We start from the raw sequence: 15,377 nt of genomic DNA, 5'->3' as shown, positions 1-15,377 counted from the left end.
GCGCGGGTACCCCGGGAGATTCCCGTGACCCGCCTCGCGCCGGCCCGACGATGGTCGCACGGTCCGGCCCGCCCCGTCACGGTGTTATTTCTTGACCGCCTCGGCCGTCGGGGCCGGCGTGGGCTTCCAGTCCGGGTGACCCGGCATGGGCGGGGTCTTCTCGCCGTAGAGCCAGCCCTTGAGGAAGCCGCTCAGATCGCGTCCGGCGATGCGGGAGGCCAGGTCAACGAAGTCGGCGGTGCCGGCCGTGCCGTCGCGGTGGGCGCGCACCCAGGCGCGCTCCAGCCGCTCGAAGGCGGGCCTGCCGATCTCCTGGCGCAGGGCGTACAGCACGAGCGCCGCACCGTCGTAGACGTTGGCGCGGAAGATGCCGATCTTCTGCCCGGGCTTGGGGGGCTTGGGCAGCGCGGGCGGTCCGCCGGAGGCGCGCCAGCGGTCGGAGGCGCCGTAGGCGGCCTTCATGCGCGCCTCCATGGGCTTGCCCGCCTTCTCCTCGGCGTACAGGGCCTCGTACCAGGTGGCGTGGCCCTCGTTGAGCCACACGTCGGACCACACGCGCGGGCTGACACTGTCGCCGAACCACTGGTGGGACAGCTCGTGCACCATGACCGACTCGACGTACCACTTCGGGTAGGCGGGGTCGGTGAACAGGCCCTTCTCGAAGAGCGAGAGGGTCTGCGTCTCGAGTTCGAAGCCGGTGGCCGCGGAGGCCATGAGGACGCCGTAGGTCTCGAACGGGTAGGGCCCGACCTTGCTCTCCATCCAGGCGATCTGGTCCGGCGTCTTCGCGAGCCACGGTTCGAGCCTGTCGCGGTCCTGGGCGGGGACGACGTCGCGCACCGGCAGGCCGTGCGGTCCGCCGCGGTGCACCACGGCGGAGCGGCCGATGGAGACCTGCGCCAGTTCGGTGGCCATGGGGTGGCGGGTGCGGTACGTCCAGGTGGTGCCGCCCGCGGCACGGCGGGCGCCGGCGGGCAGACCGTTGGCCACGGCCGTGTACCCCTGGGGCGCGGTGACGCGGATGGTGAACATGGCCTTGTCGGACGGGTGGTCGTTGCAAGGGAAGACCAGATGGGCGACGTCTGCCTGGTTGGCCATGGCGAGGCCGTCGGCGGTGCGGACCCAGCCGCCGTCGCGGCCCTTGGCGGGCACGGGGTCGCTGGTGTGGTGGACGGTGATCCGCATCCAGCTGTGCCCGGGCAGGGGCGTGGCCGGGGTGATCACGAGGTCCTCGCCGGCCTCGGCGAAGGCGGCGGGCAGGCCGTCGACCTCCACGGAGTCGACCGTGCCGTGCGCGAAGTCGAGGTTCACCCGGTCCAGGTCCCGGGTGGTCCGGGCGTCGATGGTGGTGACTGCCTTGAGCGGCTTGCCGTTGTCTCCGGAGTAGGTGAAGTCCAGGTCGTACGACGACACGTCGTAGCCCGGGTTGCCGAGGTACGGGAAGAGGCGGTCGCCGATGCCCAGCGGGGCGGGCGGGGTGCTCGCGGCGACGAGGCAGACCGCCACGGCGGAGCCGAGGAGCGCGGCCCTGATACGGCGCGGAACGCGGGGGCGGGGGGTGAGCGGCATGCACCACCGCTACCAGCGCCCGGCTGCCGGGCGGCGGCGGCGCGCGCCCGGCCCACCCGAACGGGGCCCGTGGATGCACGCCGACGGTGCCGCGCCGGGGCGTGCGGCGCGCCCGGCGCCTGCGGCGTGCAGGGCGCGCACAGGGCGTACGGCGCGAGCCCGCGCGTGGGTCCTGCGCGCCGGGCGGCTCAGGCGCCGGGCGGCTGGGCCGGGGAGTGGTGCTGGGCGCGGCTCACGTCGTACACGCCGGGGACGTTGCGCATCGCGCGCATGAGGGCGGGCAGTCTGGCGGCGTCGGGGAGCTGGAGGGTGTACGTGTGGCGGACGCGCTGCTGGGTCGGCGGGGCCACGGTGGCCGAGACGATCTCGACGCCTTCGAGGGCGATGGCCTCGGTGAGGTCGGCCAGCAGATGGGGGCGGCCGAACGATTCGGCGAGCAGCGTGACCCGGCACTCGGTGGTGTCGCCCCAGCGCACGTCGATCTCGGCGCGCCCCGCGCCGTTCATCCGGGCGACCGCGGCGCACTCGACCCGGTGCACGGTCACCATGCCGCCGCGCACGGCGAAGCCGGTGATCTCGTCCGGCGGCACGGGGGTGCAGCAGCCGGCGAGGCGGGCGCCCGCGCGGGGCCTGTCGACGACCACGACGCTGGCTCTGCCGGGCCGCGCGGGCCGGGTGTCCGCCCCGGTGTCGGGTGCCGGGGCCGCGGCGCGCTCGGGGGTGTGGGGCGCCGCGCGCTCCTCGGGTTCCTCACCGGAGGGGCCGGCGGCCGCCTGTCCGGGCGCCGGGTGGGTGGCCAGCCAGCGCTGGATGGCGATGCGGGCGGCCGGTGTGTGGGCGTGCTCCAGCCAGGCCGCCGAGGGCTCGGAGGCCGGGTCCTGGCCCATGAGGAGCTGGACGGTGTCGCCGTCCCTCAGGACGGTGCTGAGGGTGGCCAGCCGGCCGTTGACGCGGGCGCCGATGCAGGCGTGCGCGTCCTCGCCGTACTGGGCGTACGCGGCGTCCACGCAGGTGGCTCCGTCGGGCAGCCCGAGGGTGCCGCCGTCGGGCCGGAAGACGGTGATCTCGCGGTCCTGGGCCAGGTCCTCGCGCAGGGTGGACCAGAAGGTGTCGGGGTCGGGCGCGGCCTGCTGCCAGTCGAGGAGGCGGGAGAGCCAGCCGGGCCGGGTGGGGTCGGCGCGCTCGCCGTCGCCCGGGGACTGCTCGCCGGACGGCTGCTCCTCCGAAGGAGGAGCGTAGGGATTGCCGAGGGCGACGACGCCGGCCTCGGCGACCTTGTGCATCTGGTGGGTGCGGATGAGGACTTCGACGACCTGGCCGTCCTCGCGCGCGACGGCGGTGTGCAGCGACTGGTAGAGGTTGAACTTGGGTACGGCGATGAAGTCCTTGAACTCAGAGACGACCGGCGTCATGCAGGTGTGCAGTTCACCGAGGACGCCGTAGCAGTCGGCGTCCTCGTTCACCAGCACCAGCAGCCGGCCGAAGTCGCAGCCGCGGAGCTTGCCGCGCTTGCGGGAGACCCGGTGCACGGACACGAAGTGCCGTGGCCTGATGAGGACTTCGGCGGAGATGCCGGCCTCGCGCAGCACGCCCCGCACCTGTTCGGCGACCTCGGTGAGCGGGTCGCTCGGCGCGGACGCGTTCTCGGCGATCAGCCCGCGCGTGTGCTCGTACTCCTCGGGGTGCAGGATCGCGAAGACCAGGTCCTCCAACTCGGTCTTGAGCGCCTGCACGCCGAGCCGTTCGGCGAGCGGGATGAGGACGTCACGGGTGACCTTGGCGATGCGGGCCTGTTTCTCCGGGCGCATGACGCCGAGGGTGCGCATGTTGTGCAGCCGGTCGGCGAGTTTGATCGACATCACGCGGACGTCGTTGCCGGTGGCCACGAGCATCTTGCGGAAGGTCTCGGGCTCGGCGGCGGCGCCGTAGTCGACCTTCTCCAGCTTGGTGACGCCGTCGACGAGGTAGCGCACCTCCTCGCCGAACTGCTCGCGGACCTGATCCAACGTCACGTCGGTGTCCTCCACGGTGTCGTGGAGCAGCGAGGCGGTCAACGTCGTGGTCTCGGCGCCGAGTTCGGCGAGGATCAGGGTCACGGCGAGGGGGTGCGTGATGTACGGCTCGCCGCTCTTGCGCATCTGGCCGCGGTGCGAGGACTCGGCCAGGACGTAGGCCCTGCGCAGGGGTTCGAGGTCGGCGTCGGGGTGGTGGGCGCGGTGGGCCTCCGCCACGTGGCCGATGGCGTCCGGCAGCCGGTCGCGGGCGGCGGGCCCGAGGAGCGCGGCGCGGCCGAGGCGGCGCAGGTCGATCCGCGGGCGGGTCCTGCGGCGTGCCGCCGTGGGCGCCACCGGTCCCGGGGCGGCGGGATTCGTGGCATCCGCACTCATGGGCACCTCCGGCTGCGTCGACCGGCGGACGGGGTGCCCCAGGGCGTACGCGGCTCAGGGGTTGGCGTCGGATCCCCCGTCCGGGCCGGTGCTTGATGCTACCGACCCCAGCACCTCCGCCAGACCGCCTCTCGGTGAGCGTGAAACGGATCACCCAATCGAGCGACCGTTTCGAGGTTTACGTTTTCCGGTCACCTGACGGATGGTCAGCCGACGATTCCCATACACACCCGCTCAGGGGACATGGAATCGCACCGGTGCACCCGCGCGGGACCTCACGAAACGTCAGCCGCCGGGGATTCAGCGAGCGGCGCTTTCCAGCCACTCGGTGTCGATCTCGCCCTCGGCGACGATCACCGCCGGGCCGGTCATCTCGATCTCGCCGTCCGGCCGCTCGGTGATGACCAGGGTGCCGCCGGGCACGTCCACCCGGTAGGTCGCGGGCGTACCGGTGAGCGCGGGCTCCGCGCCATCGCGCCGGGCGGCGGCCACGGCGACGGCGCACGCGCCCGTGCCGCACGAGCGGGTCTCGCCCGAGCCGCGCTCGTGCACGCGCAGGGCGACGTGGCCGGGGCCCCGGTCGACGACGAACTCGACGTTGACCCCGTCCGGGTAGGCGGACGGCGGGCCGACCAGGGGGGCCGAGAGCAGGTCGCCGGCGTGCGCGAGGTCGTTCACGAAGGCCACCGCGTGCGGGTTGCCCATGTTCACGTTCCGCGCGGGCCAGGTGCGGTCGCCGACGCCGACCGTGACGTCGCCCTCGGGCAGCCGGGCCCTGCCCATGCCCACGGTGATGTCGCCGTCCTTGGCGATGTGCACGCTCTTCACGCCCCCGCGCGTGGCGATCGCGAGGTCGCCCTCTCCGGTGTACCCGGCGCGCTGGAGGTAGCGGGCGAACACGCGTGTGCCGTTGCCGCACATCTCGGCGACCGAGCCGTCGCCGTTGCGGTAGTCCATGAACCACTCCGCCTCGGCGGCCATCGCGCGGGCCTCCGGGTGCGCGGCCGACCGCACGACGTGCAGCACACCGTCGCCGCCGATGCCCGCGCGGCGGTCGCACAGGGCGGCGACGGCGGCCGGGGACAGCTCGACGGCGTTCTCCGGGTCCGGGATGATCACGAAGTCGTTCTCCGTGCCGTGGCCCTTGAGGAAGGCGATGCGCGTGCTCATGCCTCGATCGTACGGGGTGCCTACGACAGGCTCGCGGTCACGCCCGTCGTCGTCCCGCGCGGGACGACCGGTGGACGGACGGCGCCCCCGGGTGCCCTAGCGGAGGCGGGCGACCCGCCAGACGGCGAGGACGACGACCAGGACGCAGAGGAGGACGTAGACGCCGATCATCCGCCAGTCGGCGCGGCGCCCGGAGCCGCGGGGCGGCACGCCCGGCCAGGTGTAGCCGACGCGGCGGGCGGCCATCATGCCCCAGCCGGCCGCGCAGAGGCAGATCAGCAGGCCCAGCATGGCGATCACGGCACCGCTGTCGCCGTCGAAGGCGAGCGGGAAGGCGAACATCAGTGATCCCACGGCGGCGAGGCCCACGATGGGCGCGAGCTGCCAGATGCGCAGGCGCCGCTGCGGGCGCAGCTCGACCTCCACCTCGGGGCCGGGGAACATCTCCTCGGGCGCCGGGCCGTCCGCGGTCACGCCGTCCGGGGTCTCGTCGGGGCCGTCCGGGCTCAGCGTGCCCTCGTCCGGGTCGGTGACGGCGCCCGGGTCGGCGTCCTGGCCGGCGGCCAGGTCCGCGGCCGGGCCCATGCCGGCACCCGTGCTCGGGCCCAAGTCGGCACCCGTGCTCGGGCCCATTTCGCTACCCGTGCTCGTGTCCACGTCGGTGCCCGCGCCCGTGTGCTGCACGATGACACGCTCGGTGTCCGCTGCGGTGTCGCGAGGGCCGGCCTCCATCGCCACGCGCCCTCCCAACTAGGACTCCACTGGTCGATCGAAGCTCGATGATGGCACGGCGCCGGAGGCCCGGAAGACGGCCTGGGCGTCCCGATGCCATCACGTGATCAGGCTGTAACCGGTCGTTCGACCAACGCCAGCGCCAGGTGCGGAAGTTCTGTGACATCCGCCGCAGCACCGCTCAGCCAGTGCACACGCGGATCGCGCCGGAACCATGAGTCCTGACGGCGGGCGAAGCGTTTGGTGGCGCGCACGGTCTCCGCGCGCGCCTCTTCCAGCGTGCACTCCCCCGCGAGCGCCGCGAGCACCTGCTGGTAGCCGAGCGCGCGCGAGGCCGTGCGCCCCTCGCGCAGCCCCTGCGCCTCCAGCGCGCGCACCTCGTCCACCAGGCCCGCCTCCCACATGCGGTCGACCCGGCGCGCGATGCGCTCGTCGAGCTCCGGGCGCGCCACGTCGACGCCGATCTGGACGGTGTCGTAGACGGAGTCGTGACCGGGGAGGTTGGCCGTGAAGGGCCGGCCGGTGATCTCGATCACCTCGAGGGCCCGGACGATACGGCGCCCGTTGCCGGGCAGGATGGCCCGGGCGGCCTCGGGGTCGGCGGCGGCCAGACGGGCGTGCAGCGCGCCGGGACCGCGCAGGGTGAGCTCCTCCTCCAGCCTGGCGCGCACCTCGGGATCGGTGCCGGGAAACTCTAGGTTGTCGACGGCCCCGCGGACGTACAGCCCGGAGCCGCCGACGAGGACCGGCCAGCGCCCCTCGGCGAGCAGCGCGTCGATCCGTTCCCGGGCGAGCCGCTGGTACTCGGCGACGGACGCGGTGACCGAGACGTCCCAGATGTCCAGCAGGTGGTGCGGCACCCCCGCGCGCTCCTCGGGCGTCAGCTTGGCGGTGCCGATGTCCATCCCCCGGTAGAGCTGCATGGAGTCGGCGTTGACGACCTCCCCGCCGAGACGCTGGGCCAGGAAGACGCCGAGATCGGACTTTCCGGCCGCGGTGGGGCCGACGACGGCGATGACGCGGGGGGCGGGGGCTGCGCTGCTCACCGCACCAGTCTCGCAAACCCCGCGCCGGTGCCTCGAACGAGTTACGTGACGGCACACGGCCCGGGTCGTTGCCCGTTGGGAGGTTCCCACGGCCGGATTCCGGCAGACCGTGGTCCGGGCGCCGCGAGCGGTCGCGCCGGTTCACGCGGGATCTCGCCCGCACGAGTAACGTATGGAGTTGATATGGGCGTTTTTACGCGACTTTTCCGGAGGTCGAAGGCTGCGGAGGCGAGCGTTGCTGAGGAGGCGTCGGCCGCCGAGGAGCAGGGGGACGTGGTGACGCTGGATTCCGAGGTGGCCGTGGCCGCGGAAGGGGAGCCGGGCACCCCGGCCTCCGAGACGGCGTCCGGCACCGCCGAGGCCGGCACGGAGGACGCCGCGGAACCCGTCACGGATGCCGGGGCGGCCGGGAGTCCCGGCGCCGACGGCGTGGACATTCCCAAGCAGCAGTCCGCGGACGAGACGGCTGGGCAGGAGGCCGGCGAGGGCGCCCGCACGTGACGGTCCGCCAGGAGGGTGAAGCATGGGTCTGCTGGACAACATGAAGGCCAGGATCGGTCCGGCCAAGGACAAGGTGGCGGACCTCGCGCAGCGGCACGGGGGCTCGATCGGGCACGGTCTCGACCGGGCCGCGAAGCTGGTCGACGAGAAGACCAAGGGCAAGTACAGCGACAAGATCCACGCGGGCACCGGCAAGGCCAAGCACGCCATGGACCGGCTCGCCCACAGCGGCGGCGGTGCGGGCCGGGACGCGAGCAGGGGCCCGGGCCCGGGTACGAGCACGGGCCCGGCTACGGGGACAGGCCCCGGTACGGGCGCCTCGCCTGGTGGCACCGGCACGCCGGCGCCTCCGCAGGGGCCGCCGCCCACCTCCTGAGCACGGCGCAGGCGCGGCGGACGGCCGGGAGAGCGAGCCCAGACTTCTGGGCCGGCGCTCTCCCGGCCGTCCGCCGTGTCACCCGCCCCTCAGGACCAGGTGGCCACCAGGTACCCCACGCCGTACGGCGCGTCGTCGTACAGCAGCGCGCCGGAGAGGCCGGCCCCCTCGGCGGCGCCCGCGAGCACCTGCCACGGGGCCCGGCCGGACGCCTTCAGCTCACCGGCGAGCCGGGCGTCGAGCGCCGCCAGCCCCGTCAGGTCCGCCGCGCCGAGAGCGCGTGCCGCCTCGGCGTCGAAGGGCTCGGCCCGCTCGTCGAGGTACCCCGGCGCCTTGAGCGACCGGCACGCGCTGCCGTCGCCCATCACCAGCAGCGCCACGCGCCCGGACCGCGCGGCCAGGTCCCGCCCGGTCGCCGCGCACTCCTCGGGCGCCGTCGCCGCGCCGACGGCCAGCCCCTCGACCGGGGCGTCGGACCAGCCGGTCCGCCCCAGCAGCCACGCGCCGACGGCGAGCGGGGCGGGCAGTCCGCCCTCCGGCCCGGGGGCGTCCGCGCCCCCGCCCAGCCGTACGTCCAGAGGCACCCCGAAGCCGCGGAACGAGCCCCGGCTGCCCTCCGGGTAGGCCACCCGCCCGGGCCGTTCGCCGGCGCCGACGGCCACGAGCAGATCGGGCCGGGAGGCCGCGAGGACCCCCAGCGCGTCCGTGCACGCGGCCCGCGCCTCCTCCAGCTCGGGCGCGGCGCCCGCGGCGACCTCGGGTACGAGCAGCGGCGGGCAGGGGCAGACTGCGGCGGCAACAAGCATGATCGGCAGCGTAGCCCCGCGCACCGGACCGCCGCACGGGCCGGGCCGGTGCCGGGCGGGGTGCCCCAGCCCGGCCGCCACGGCCACTGCCCAGCCGCCACTGCCACTGCCCAGCCGCTGCCGCTGTCCGCCGGGGCCGGCCCCCGGCGGGTCAGTCGCAGCCGCAGCCGCTGCCGGCCGGCGCCGGCATGGGGGCCGGGACGCCGATCTTCGGGAGGCCGAGCATGACACCGGCCGGCTTGGCCGCCTCGGCGGCTTCGCGCTTCTCCCAGGCGTCGCCCGCGCGCGTACGGCGCACCGCGAGCACCGCTCCCTCGGCGAGGAGGTGGTGCGGGGCGGCGTAGGTGACCTCGACGGTGACCACGTCGCCGGGGCGGACCTCCTGCTCGGGCTTGGTGAAGTGGACCAGGCGGTTGTCGGGGGCCCGGCCGGACAGACGGTGGGTGCTGCCGTCCTTGCGTCCCTCGCCCTCGGCGACCATCAGCTCCAGGGTGCGGCCGACCTGCTTCTTGTTCTCCTCCCAGGAGATCTCCTCCTGGAGGGCGACGAGCCGCTCGTAGCGCTCCTGGACGACCTCCTTGGGGATCTGGCCGTCCATGGTCGCGGCGGGCGTGCCGGGCCGCTTGGAGTACTGGAAGGTGAACGCCTGCGCGAACCGCGCCTCGCGCACCACGTGCAGCGTCTGCTCGAAGTCCTCCTCGGTCTCGCCGGGGAAGCCCACGATGATGTCGGTGGTGATCGCCGCGTGCGGAATCGCGGCGCGCACCTTCTCGATGATCCCGAGGTAGCGGTCCTGCCGGTAGGAGCGGCGCATCGCCTTCAGGACGGTGTCCGAGCCGGACTGAAGCGGCATGTGCAGCTGCGGCATCACGTTCGGGGTCTCGGCCATCGCCGCGATCACGTCGTCGGTGAAGTCGCGCGGGTGCGGCGAGGTGAAGCGGACGCGCTCCAGGCCCTCGATGGTCCCGCAGGCCCGCAGCAGCTTGCTGAACGCCTCCCGGTCGCCGATGTCGGAGCCGTAGGCGTTGACGTTCTGGCCGAGCAGCGTGATCTCACTGACGCCCTCGCCGACCAGGGCCTCGACCTCGGCGAGGATGTCGCCGGGGCGGCGGTCCTTCTCCTTGCCGCGCAGGGCGGGCACGATGCAGAAGGTGCAGGTGTTGTTGCAGCCGACGGAGATGGAGACCCAGGCCGCGTAGGCGCTCTCGCGGCGCGTGGGCAGCGTCGAGGGGAACGCCTCCAGCGACTCGGCGATCTCGACCTGCGCCTCCTCCTGCACGCGGGCGCGCTCCAGCAGGACGGGCAGCTTGCCGATGTTGTGCGTGCCGAAGACGACGTCCACCCAGGGCGCCCTCTTCACGATGGTGTCCCGGTCCTTCTGGGCCAGGCAGCCGCCGACCGCGATCTGCATCCCGGGCCGCTTCGCCTTCTTCGGGGCCAGGTGGCCGAGGTTGCCGTAGAGCCGGTTGTCGGCGTTCTCCCGTACCGCGCAGGTGTTGAAGACGACGACGTCGGCGTCGCCGTCCGAGCCCTCGGGCGCGCGCACGTACCCCGCGTCCTCGAGCAGGCCGGCCAGCCGCTCGGAGTCGTGGACGTTCATCTGGCACCCGTAGGTGCGGATCTCATAACTCCTGGGGTTTCGCACATCCACCGCGGGGCTCCGGTCGCTGCTGCTGGTCATGCGCTCCAGGGTAGGCGGTCCGCGCGGCACCCCGCCCCGCCCCCGGTTCCGTCCCCCGCGGCGGCGGCCCGGGCCACTCAGCCGCCGCCGTCGCGGCCCTCTTCCCGCCCACCCTCCTTGAGCGCGTCCATGAGGTCCTGTACGGCGCCCGGCTCCCAGCGGTGCCGCTCGCCGCACTCCCCGATGGTCCGCAGTCCCTCGTCCACCTGGCCGCCCTGCGCGTACGTGCCCGAGAGGCCCATCAGCCGCACCGCGTGATCATGTTGCCCGATGCCCTCGGCGCCCAAGGCGGCGTAGAAGTGGGCCGGGGCGGCGGCGCCGAAGCACTGGACGCCGAAGGAGGCGCACAGGTACAGGGCCTTGAAGTCGCCGCGGCCGTAGAGGGCGTTGAGGAGGTCCAGGTGCAGGCGGCGGTCGCCGGAGAGCCTCTCCGTGGCGTCGATCCCCTCGGAGCGGCTGTGCAGGACGGTGAACAGCTGGCCCGGGTACAGCGGCCACCGCGGGCCGAGGGCGCACGCCAGGTCCAGCAGGCGGGTCGCCTCCTCGCGCAGCAGCAGCTTCTCGTGCGCGCGCAGATGCCGGAAGTACGGCTCGCGCGGGGCGCCCGGCTCCACCACCGGCAGCTCGGCGAGGGCCCGGGTCACGTACTGCAGGAAGCGCATCGTCGGAGTGGCCGCGCCGCCGTCCCGTGAGGAGGCGGGCGGGGTGAGGCGGCCGGAGCGGAGGTCGTCCTTGAGGTTGTTCAGCTCGTCGAGCACGAACTCCTGGTACTCGGGGAAGTTGGACGCCAGCCAGTAGTAGGCGCCGTTCTCGTCCGAGTCGTCGATGGCCGCGCTGAAGGCGTTGCTCTGGTCGGGGAGCATGAGGCGGTGCAGGGCCTTGCCCACGCGGTACTCGACCTGGCCGTAGCTCCAGGTGAGCAGGGAGCGCCGCTCCTCGTCGGTCTCCCAGGTGAGCCCGAGGGAGGTGAGCATCTCGTCGTTCCACCGGATGCGGGCGCCGCGGCGCGGCAACTGCTCCATCGCCGCGCACAGGGCGTCGTAGTGACGCAGGAAGTGCTTCTCCAGTGAGGCGTTGGGGCCCTGCATGAACCGGTGGAAGACCTCGTAGGCGCCGAGCTTGTCCCCGAGCGAGTCGGCCAGTTCGCCGACGTAGGCGGCGCTGCCGGCCGAGCAGAGGCCGAAGACGAGCCTGCCGCGCCACAGCGGGGGCACGCCCTGGACGCCGAGTTTCTCGACGGCCACGCGGCCGGCCTCCTCACTGGTCGCGGCCAGGGCGAGAACGCTTTCCACCCGCAGCCGCCAGGGGCGCCGGTCGCCGGTCACGACGGACATCAGCGCCTTGCGGCCCGGCTCGCTCGCCGCCGCCAGCAGCCGGGCCGCCTGCGGCCAGTTGGCGTCGTCCAGCTCCATGTCCTGGTCCAGGACCGCGTCCAGCGCTTCCGCGGTCCGCTCCGAACCGGCGCGCGCCAGCGCGGTCACGAGCCCGAGCCGCTGCTCGGCGCTCGTGAGCCCGCCGCCGGCGATCAGGCGGACGGCGACGTCGGTCTCCACATCCGAGGGCTGGGCGTCCAGCAACGCCTGGCACAGGGCGCCCCGCCACTCGGCGGCCACGCCCTCGTTGTCGCAGTAGTTCCTGGCGAGAACGCTCCCCTCGGGGTCGCGCACGGCGGCCAGGGTGAGCAGGTGCGGCATGACGACGTCGGGTTGCTGGCTGTGCTCGCACTGTCTGCGGACCAGACCGAGGCCGGCGGGGCCCGAGGCGCAGACGGCGCGGGCGAGCTCCTGCCGGCGGCGCCAGGGGACGGTCCCGTCCACCATCAGGGACGCCGCCGAGGTGAGCGCGTCGTTCATACCCTGCCCGATCAGCGCCTCCACCACGTACGACTTGTCGACCGCGCGCAGCGTCGGATGGGACAGGTGCTCCACGGCCTCCTCGGCGGCGCCCTCCGTGCCGGCGTTGATGAGCAGCGCGTAGAGCCTGCTGCGCAGCGGCCAGCCCGTGGTGACCTTGCCGGCCACGGTCCGCACGATGCCGGTGCCGTCCTCCCCGCACTCCATGAGGGCGGCGCCGAGCGCCTGGCCGGCCCCTTCCTTGAGCCCGCGCCACAGCAGCAGCCGGTGCGCCGCGTCGAGCAGCGGCCGCGAACTCGGCTTGAGGGCCGCGATGAAGCCCTCCAGATCGGTGTTGCTGCCGGCCTCGAGCAGGTGGCCGAGCACGCGCTCGACGGCGTCGGGCGACCCGGTGGCGGCCAGTGCCGTGATCAGCCGCTGACGGGCCTGCTGCGGTACGGAGGGCGAGAGCAGGTGCCGCGCGCGCTCGACGCCCACCGGGTGGCCGAGCTCGGCGAGCGCGACGATCGCCTCCAGGCGCACCTCTCGCCGGGCGTCCTGTGGGGACGCCTGGCCGGCGGCCGTCATGTTCTCCGGACCGGTCGCAGGGGCGTCCTCCTCCTCGGAGGCTTCGGAGGCCGCGACGGCCCGCTCCACGGCGGGCGCCACGTCCGCCCGCACCAGTTGGCCGAAGGCGGCCACGCGGCGCCGGGTGTCGGAGAGCCGCGGGCTCGCGGTGTCGTCCATGAGCACGCCGAGCAGCCGGTTCGCGGTGTCCGTGGAGACGCGGTGACCGCACTCCGCCACGCAACGGGCGGCGAAGGAGGCCTGGGTGAACCAGGGGTCCTTCGGCGGGTCGAGGATGTCCGTGACGAGTGTGTCGGACTCGTCCATGAGGGAGGCGGCCAGGACGAAGATCTCCTGCCAGTCGGCGTCGAAATAGCGGTGCCGTTCCAGCGCCTCGCGCCGGGCGGACTCGTCCAGGCCGGCGACATAGGTGGCCAGCAGGAAGTCGCGCAGCGCCGAGTGCAGGGCCTTGACGGCCGGCTCGCCGCCCTCCGCCTCGTCGTCGACGAGCAGTCCGTCGAAGGTGAACTCCCAGATCACCGGGTCGGGCGGCGGCGGTGCCGGTTCGGCCTCGCCGGCCCGCTGCCAGGCCTCCCAGCGTGCCACGGCCGCGGCGCGCAGCTGGGCGGCGTCCGGATGGGCGGCGAGCAGTTCCCCGAGCCGGGCGCGCGACACGCTCTCCATGGTGGACCGCCAGCCGTCCAGCATCGTCCCGAAGGCGTGCGAGAGGGCCCGCAGGCGGCGGACCGGGTCGGGCGGCGCTTCGGGGTCGCGGGCGTTGCGCCGGAAGCTGCGCCAGCGCCCGGACAGCAGGCTCTTGACGACCTCCTCGCACACCTGCGCCCTGGACGCGGGGAACGACGACTTCCGTTCCGGTTCGTCGGCGAGCCGGCACAGGAACGACAGCAGCAGGGGCACGGAGGCGACGGCGCTCAGCGAGTCACTGCTGCTCAGCGCGCGGTCCAGGGGCACGCGGCGCGAGGGGTCGTGGGCCAGCCACACGCCGATGAACCGGGACGCCTCCCGGGAGGTGAACCCGAGGGTCTCGACGTCCACCCGTTCCGAGGGGGACACCTCCTCGAGCAGCGCGAGGGAGGAGTGCCGGGTGCTGATCACGAGGTTGTTGTTCCCGGCGGCGAGGTTGGTGCCGGCGGCGAGGAGCCGCAGCGCCTTCTGCACCCGGGGCCGGAAGGCCTTGGGCACTTCGTCGACGGCGTCCAGGCAGATCACCGCCCGCCCCTGTTCGAGGACTTCGCGGACGAAGAGGTCGCGGTCGCCGGCGGCCGGGCCGGCGCCCGTGCCGCGGGCCGCGCGGATCAGGGCGGTGATCACCGCGTCCGCCGAGGGCTCCCGCGCCAGGTGGTACCCGAGGGCGGCGCAGTCCGCCAGCAAGGGCACCCGCAGCCGGTCGGGGTCGGTGCCCTCGTCGAGCGAGTCGAGCGCCTCCCGGGCGAGGGTCTCCGCGTGGTACGCCAGCAGCCAGGACTTGCCGTAGCCGGGAAGACCGCGCACGACGGTGACGCGGGCGGTGGCACGGGTGGGGTCCCAGTGGAAGCGCTCGGGGGCGGCGGACTGCGAGGGGCCCCGGGTGACGCGGTGGGTGCTGGACTGCGGAACCCGGCGCACCCACACGTTCTGGTGGAGATCGGCGCGGCTCTGCAGGGGCGGCAGGCTCCAGGTGCGGGCCTCGACCGTGCGCAGGGTGTCCTGGAGCACCTGGCGGGCGGCCGCGAGTGGGTCGCGGACGGAGGATTCCGGGTGCATGGCCTGCTGCCAGCGCCGGTCGGTGCGCTGGAAGGACTGGTTCATGGCCCAGATGTCGGGCAGTCCGTCGCGCAGCATCGAGACCGCGGAGGCGAGGAGCACGCCGTCGCCCTGGCCGGCCCGGTCCGTCTTGACGACGCCCACGACCCGTCCCGTGTCCGAACTGAGCAGCGGTCCGCCGGCGAGTTCCGCCGGGGGCGCCGGGGCGCGGCACTCGACGAGTCTGCCGTCCGGCTCGGTGCGCACGCCGCTGATGTCGCCCCGTAACCGCGGCGCGGCGGGCCGCCCGGACACGTACCCGTCGGCGAGCACGGCGCCCTCGCCGGGGGCGTCTCCCAGCCAGACGCACGGATGCCGTTCGGAGGCGGCCCCGGGGACCATGAGAACGGCCAGGTCGGGCAGCGGCATCGCGTCCAGGCCCAGCACGGGGGCGGCGGGGCGGCTCCACAACACGCCTGCGGGGTACGGGGGTCGGCCCTCGCGCCGGACGAACACCTCGGCGTTGCCGAAGCGGTGGAGCACGGAGGCGGAGGTGAGCACCCGGCCGGGCGCCACGAAGAAGCCGCTGCCGCGCTGCTGTCCGGACCCGTCCTCGAGGCACACCGCGCTCAGGCGCACCAGCGTCTCGAGGTCGTCCCCCACCCGCAACCCCTCGCCATCCCGACTTGGCCTGATGAGTCATCTTTACTGTACGGCTCACCCCCACGTCACGGATACGCCCGGATTGCCTTCTGCGGCGGTGAGTTGCCGGTGTGGCTGCGACTGCGGCTGTCGGGCTGCGGCTGCGGGCGCGGCCAGGCTTTGCGGGTATACGGGTGCGACACGACCCACCATTTACCCAGATATAGGGATGACTGTCCCAAAATGGGGCGCACGGGCGTGCCCCTGTGGCAGCGCCGTCCCGCCCCAGTGGCCCCCTCCCGGACAGGTGCGTGTGATGCTCCCG

At 74.0% G+C, this 15,377-nt stretch carries 10 protein-coding genes; 2 read left to right on the top strand and 8 right to left on the bottom strand.

Going from position 1 to position 15,377, the window contains the following annotated elements; genetic code table 11:
- Positions 1-84: 84 nt before the first annotated feature.
- The 5 genes from IE217_RS12625 to miaA form a co-directional block, all read right to left on the bottom strand.
- Positions 85-1,569 carry a M1 family metallopeptidase gene (locus tag IE217_RS12625; RefSeq protein WP_190177922.1) on the bottom strand — a complete coding sequence of 495 codons (1,485 nt, stop codon included), beginning with the start codon at positions 1,567-1,569 and terminating at the stop codon, positions 85-87.
- 188 nt (positions 1,570-1,757) lie between these two features.
- The gene (locus tag IE217_RS12620) at positions 1,758-3,956 is read right to left on the bottom strand and encodes a RelA/SpoT family protein (RefSeq protein WP_190177921.1); all 2,199 of its coding nucleotides are present in this window, start codon (positions 3,954-3,956) and stop codon (positions 1,758-1,760) included.
- A 300-nt stretch (positions 3,957-4,256) separates the two neighbouring features.
- On the bottom strand, positions 4,257-5,126 hold the full coding sequence (gene dapF / locus IE217_RS12615; RefSeq protein WP_190177920.1) for a diaminopimelate epimerase: 870 nt from the start codon (positions 5,124-5,126) through the stop codon (positions 4,257-4,259).
- A 96-nt stretch (positions 5,127-5,222) separates the two neighbouring features.
- Positions 5,223-5,711 carry a hypothetical protein gene (locus IE217_RS12610; RefSeq protein ID WP_229865292.1) on the bottom strand — a complete coding sequence of 163 codons (489 nt, stop codon included), beginning with the start codon at positions 5,709-5,711 and terminating at the stop codon, positions 5,223-5,225.
- Positions 5,712-5,965: 254 nt separating this feature from the next.
- Positions 5,966-6,904: a tRNA (adenosine(37)-N6)-dimethylallyltransferase MiaA gene (gene miaA, locus IE217_RS12605; protein WP_190177918.1), complete on the bottom strand. Its 939-nt coding sequence runs from the start codon at positions 6,902-6,904 to the stop codon at positions 5,966-5,968.
- A 273-nt stretch (positions 6,905-7,177) separates the two neighbouring features.
- Between miaA and IE217_RS12600 the strand changes: the two genes are divergently transcribed.
- Positions 7,178-7,405, top strand: coding sequence for a hypothetical protein (locus IE217_RS12600; RefSeq protein ID WP_308432723.1), 228 nt, complete (start codon positions 7,178-7,180; stop codon positions 7,403-7,405).
- A gap of 22 nt (positions 7,406-7,427) precedes the next feature.
- On the top strand, positions 7,428-7,781 hold the full coding sequence (locus tag IE217_RS12595) for an antitoxin (RefSeq protein ID WP_190177916.1): 354 nt from the start codon (positions 7,428-7,430) through the stop codon (positions 7,779-7,781).
- Between the two features lie 89 nt (positions 7,782-7,870).
- On the opposite strand, the gene IE217_RS12590 is transcribed toward IE217_RS12595, so the two are convergent.
- The 3 genes from IE217_RS12590 to IE217_RS12580 form a co-directional block, all read right to left on the bottom strand.
- The gene (locus tag IE217_RS12590) at positions 7,871-8,587 is read right to left on the bottom strand and encodes a class III extradiol dioxygenase subunit B-like domain-containing protein (protein WP_190177915.1); all 717 of its coding nucleotides are present in this window, start codon (positions 8,585-8,587) and stop codon (positions 7,871-7,873) included.
- Positions 8,588-8,738: 151 nt separating this feature from the next.
- Positions 8,739-10,268: a tRNA (N6-isopentenyl adenosine(37)-C2)-methylthiotransferase MiaB gene (miaB, locus tag IE217_RS12585; protein ID WP_190177914.1), complete on the bottom strand. Its 1,530-nt coding sequence runs from the start codon at positions 10,266-10,268 to the stop codon at positions 8,739-8,741.
- A gap of 77 nt (positions 10,269-10,345) precedes the next feature.
- The gene (locus IE217_RS12580) at positions 10,346-15,073 is read right to left on the bottom strand and encodes a DUF5663 domain-containing protein (protein WP_190177913.1); all 4,728 of its coding nucleotides are present in this window, start codon (positions 15,071-15,073) and stop codon (positions 10,346-10,348) included.
- Between the last annotated feature and the right edge of the window lie 304 nt (positions 15,074-15,377).

Origin of the sequence: Streptomyces naganishii JCM 4654 (genome assembly GCF_014650575.1) — a bacterium.
GTDB lineage: Bacteria > Actinomycetota > Actinomycetes > Streptomycetales > Streptomycetaceae > Streptomyces > Streptomyces naganishii.
The sequence above is the reverse complement of the archived record's forward strand: the minus strand, read 5'-3'. Positions and strand labels throughout refer to the sequence as shown.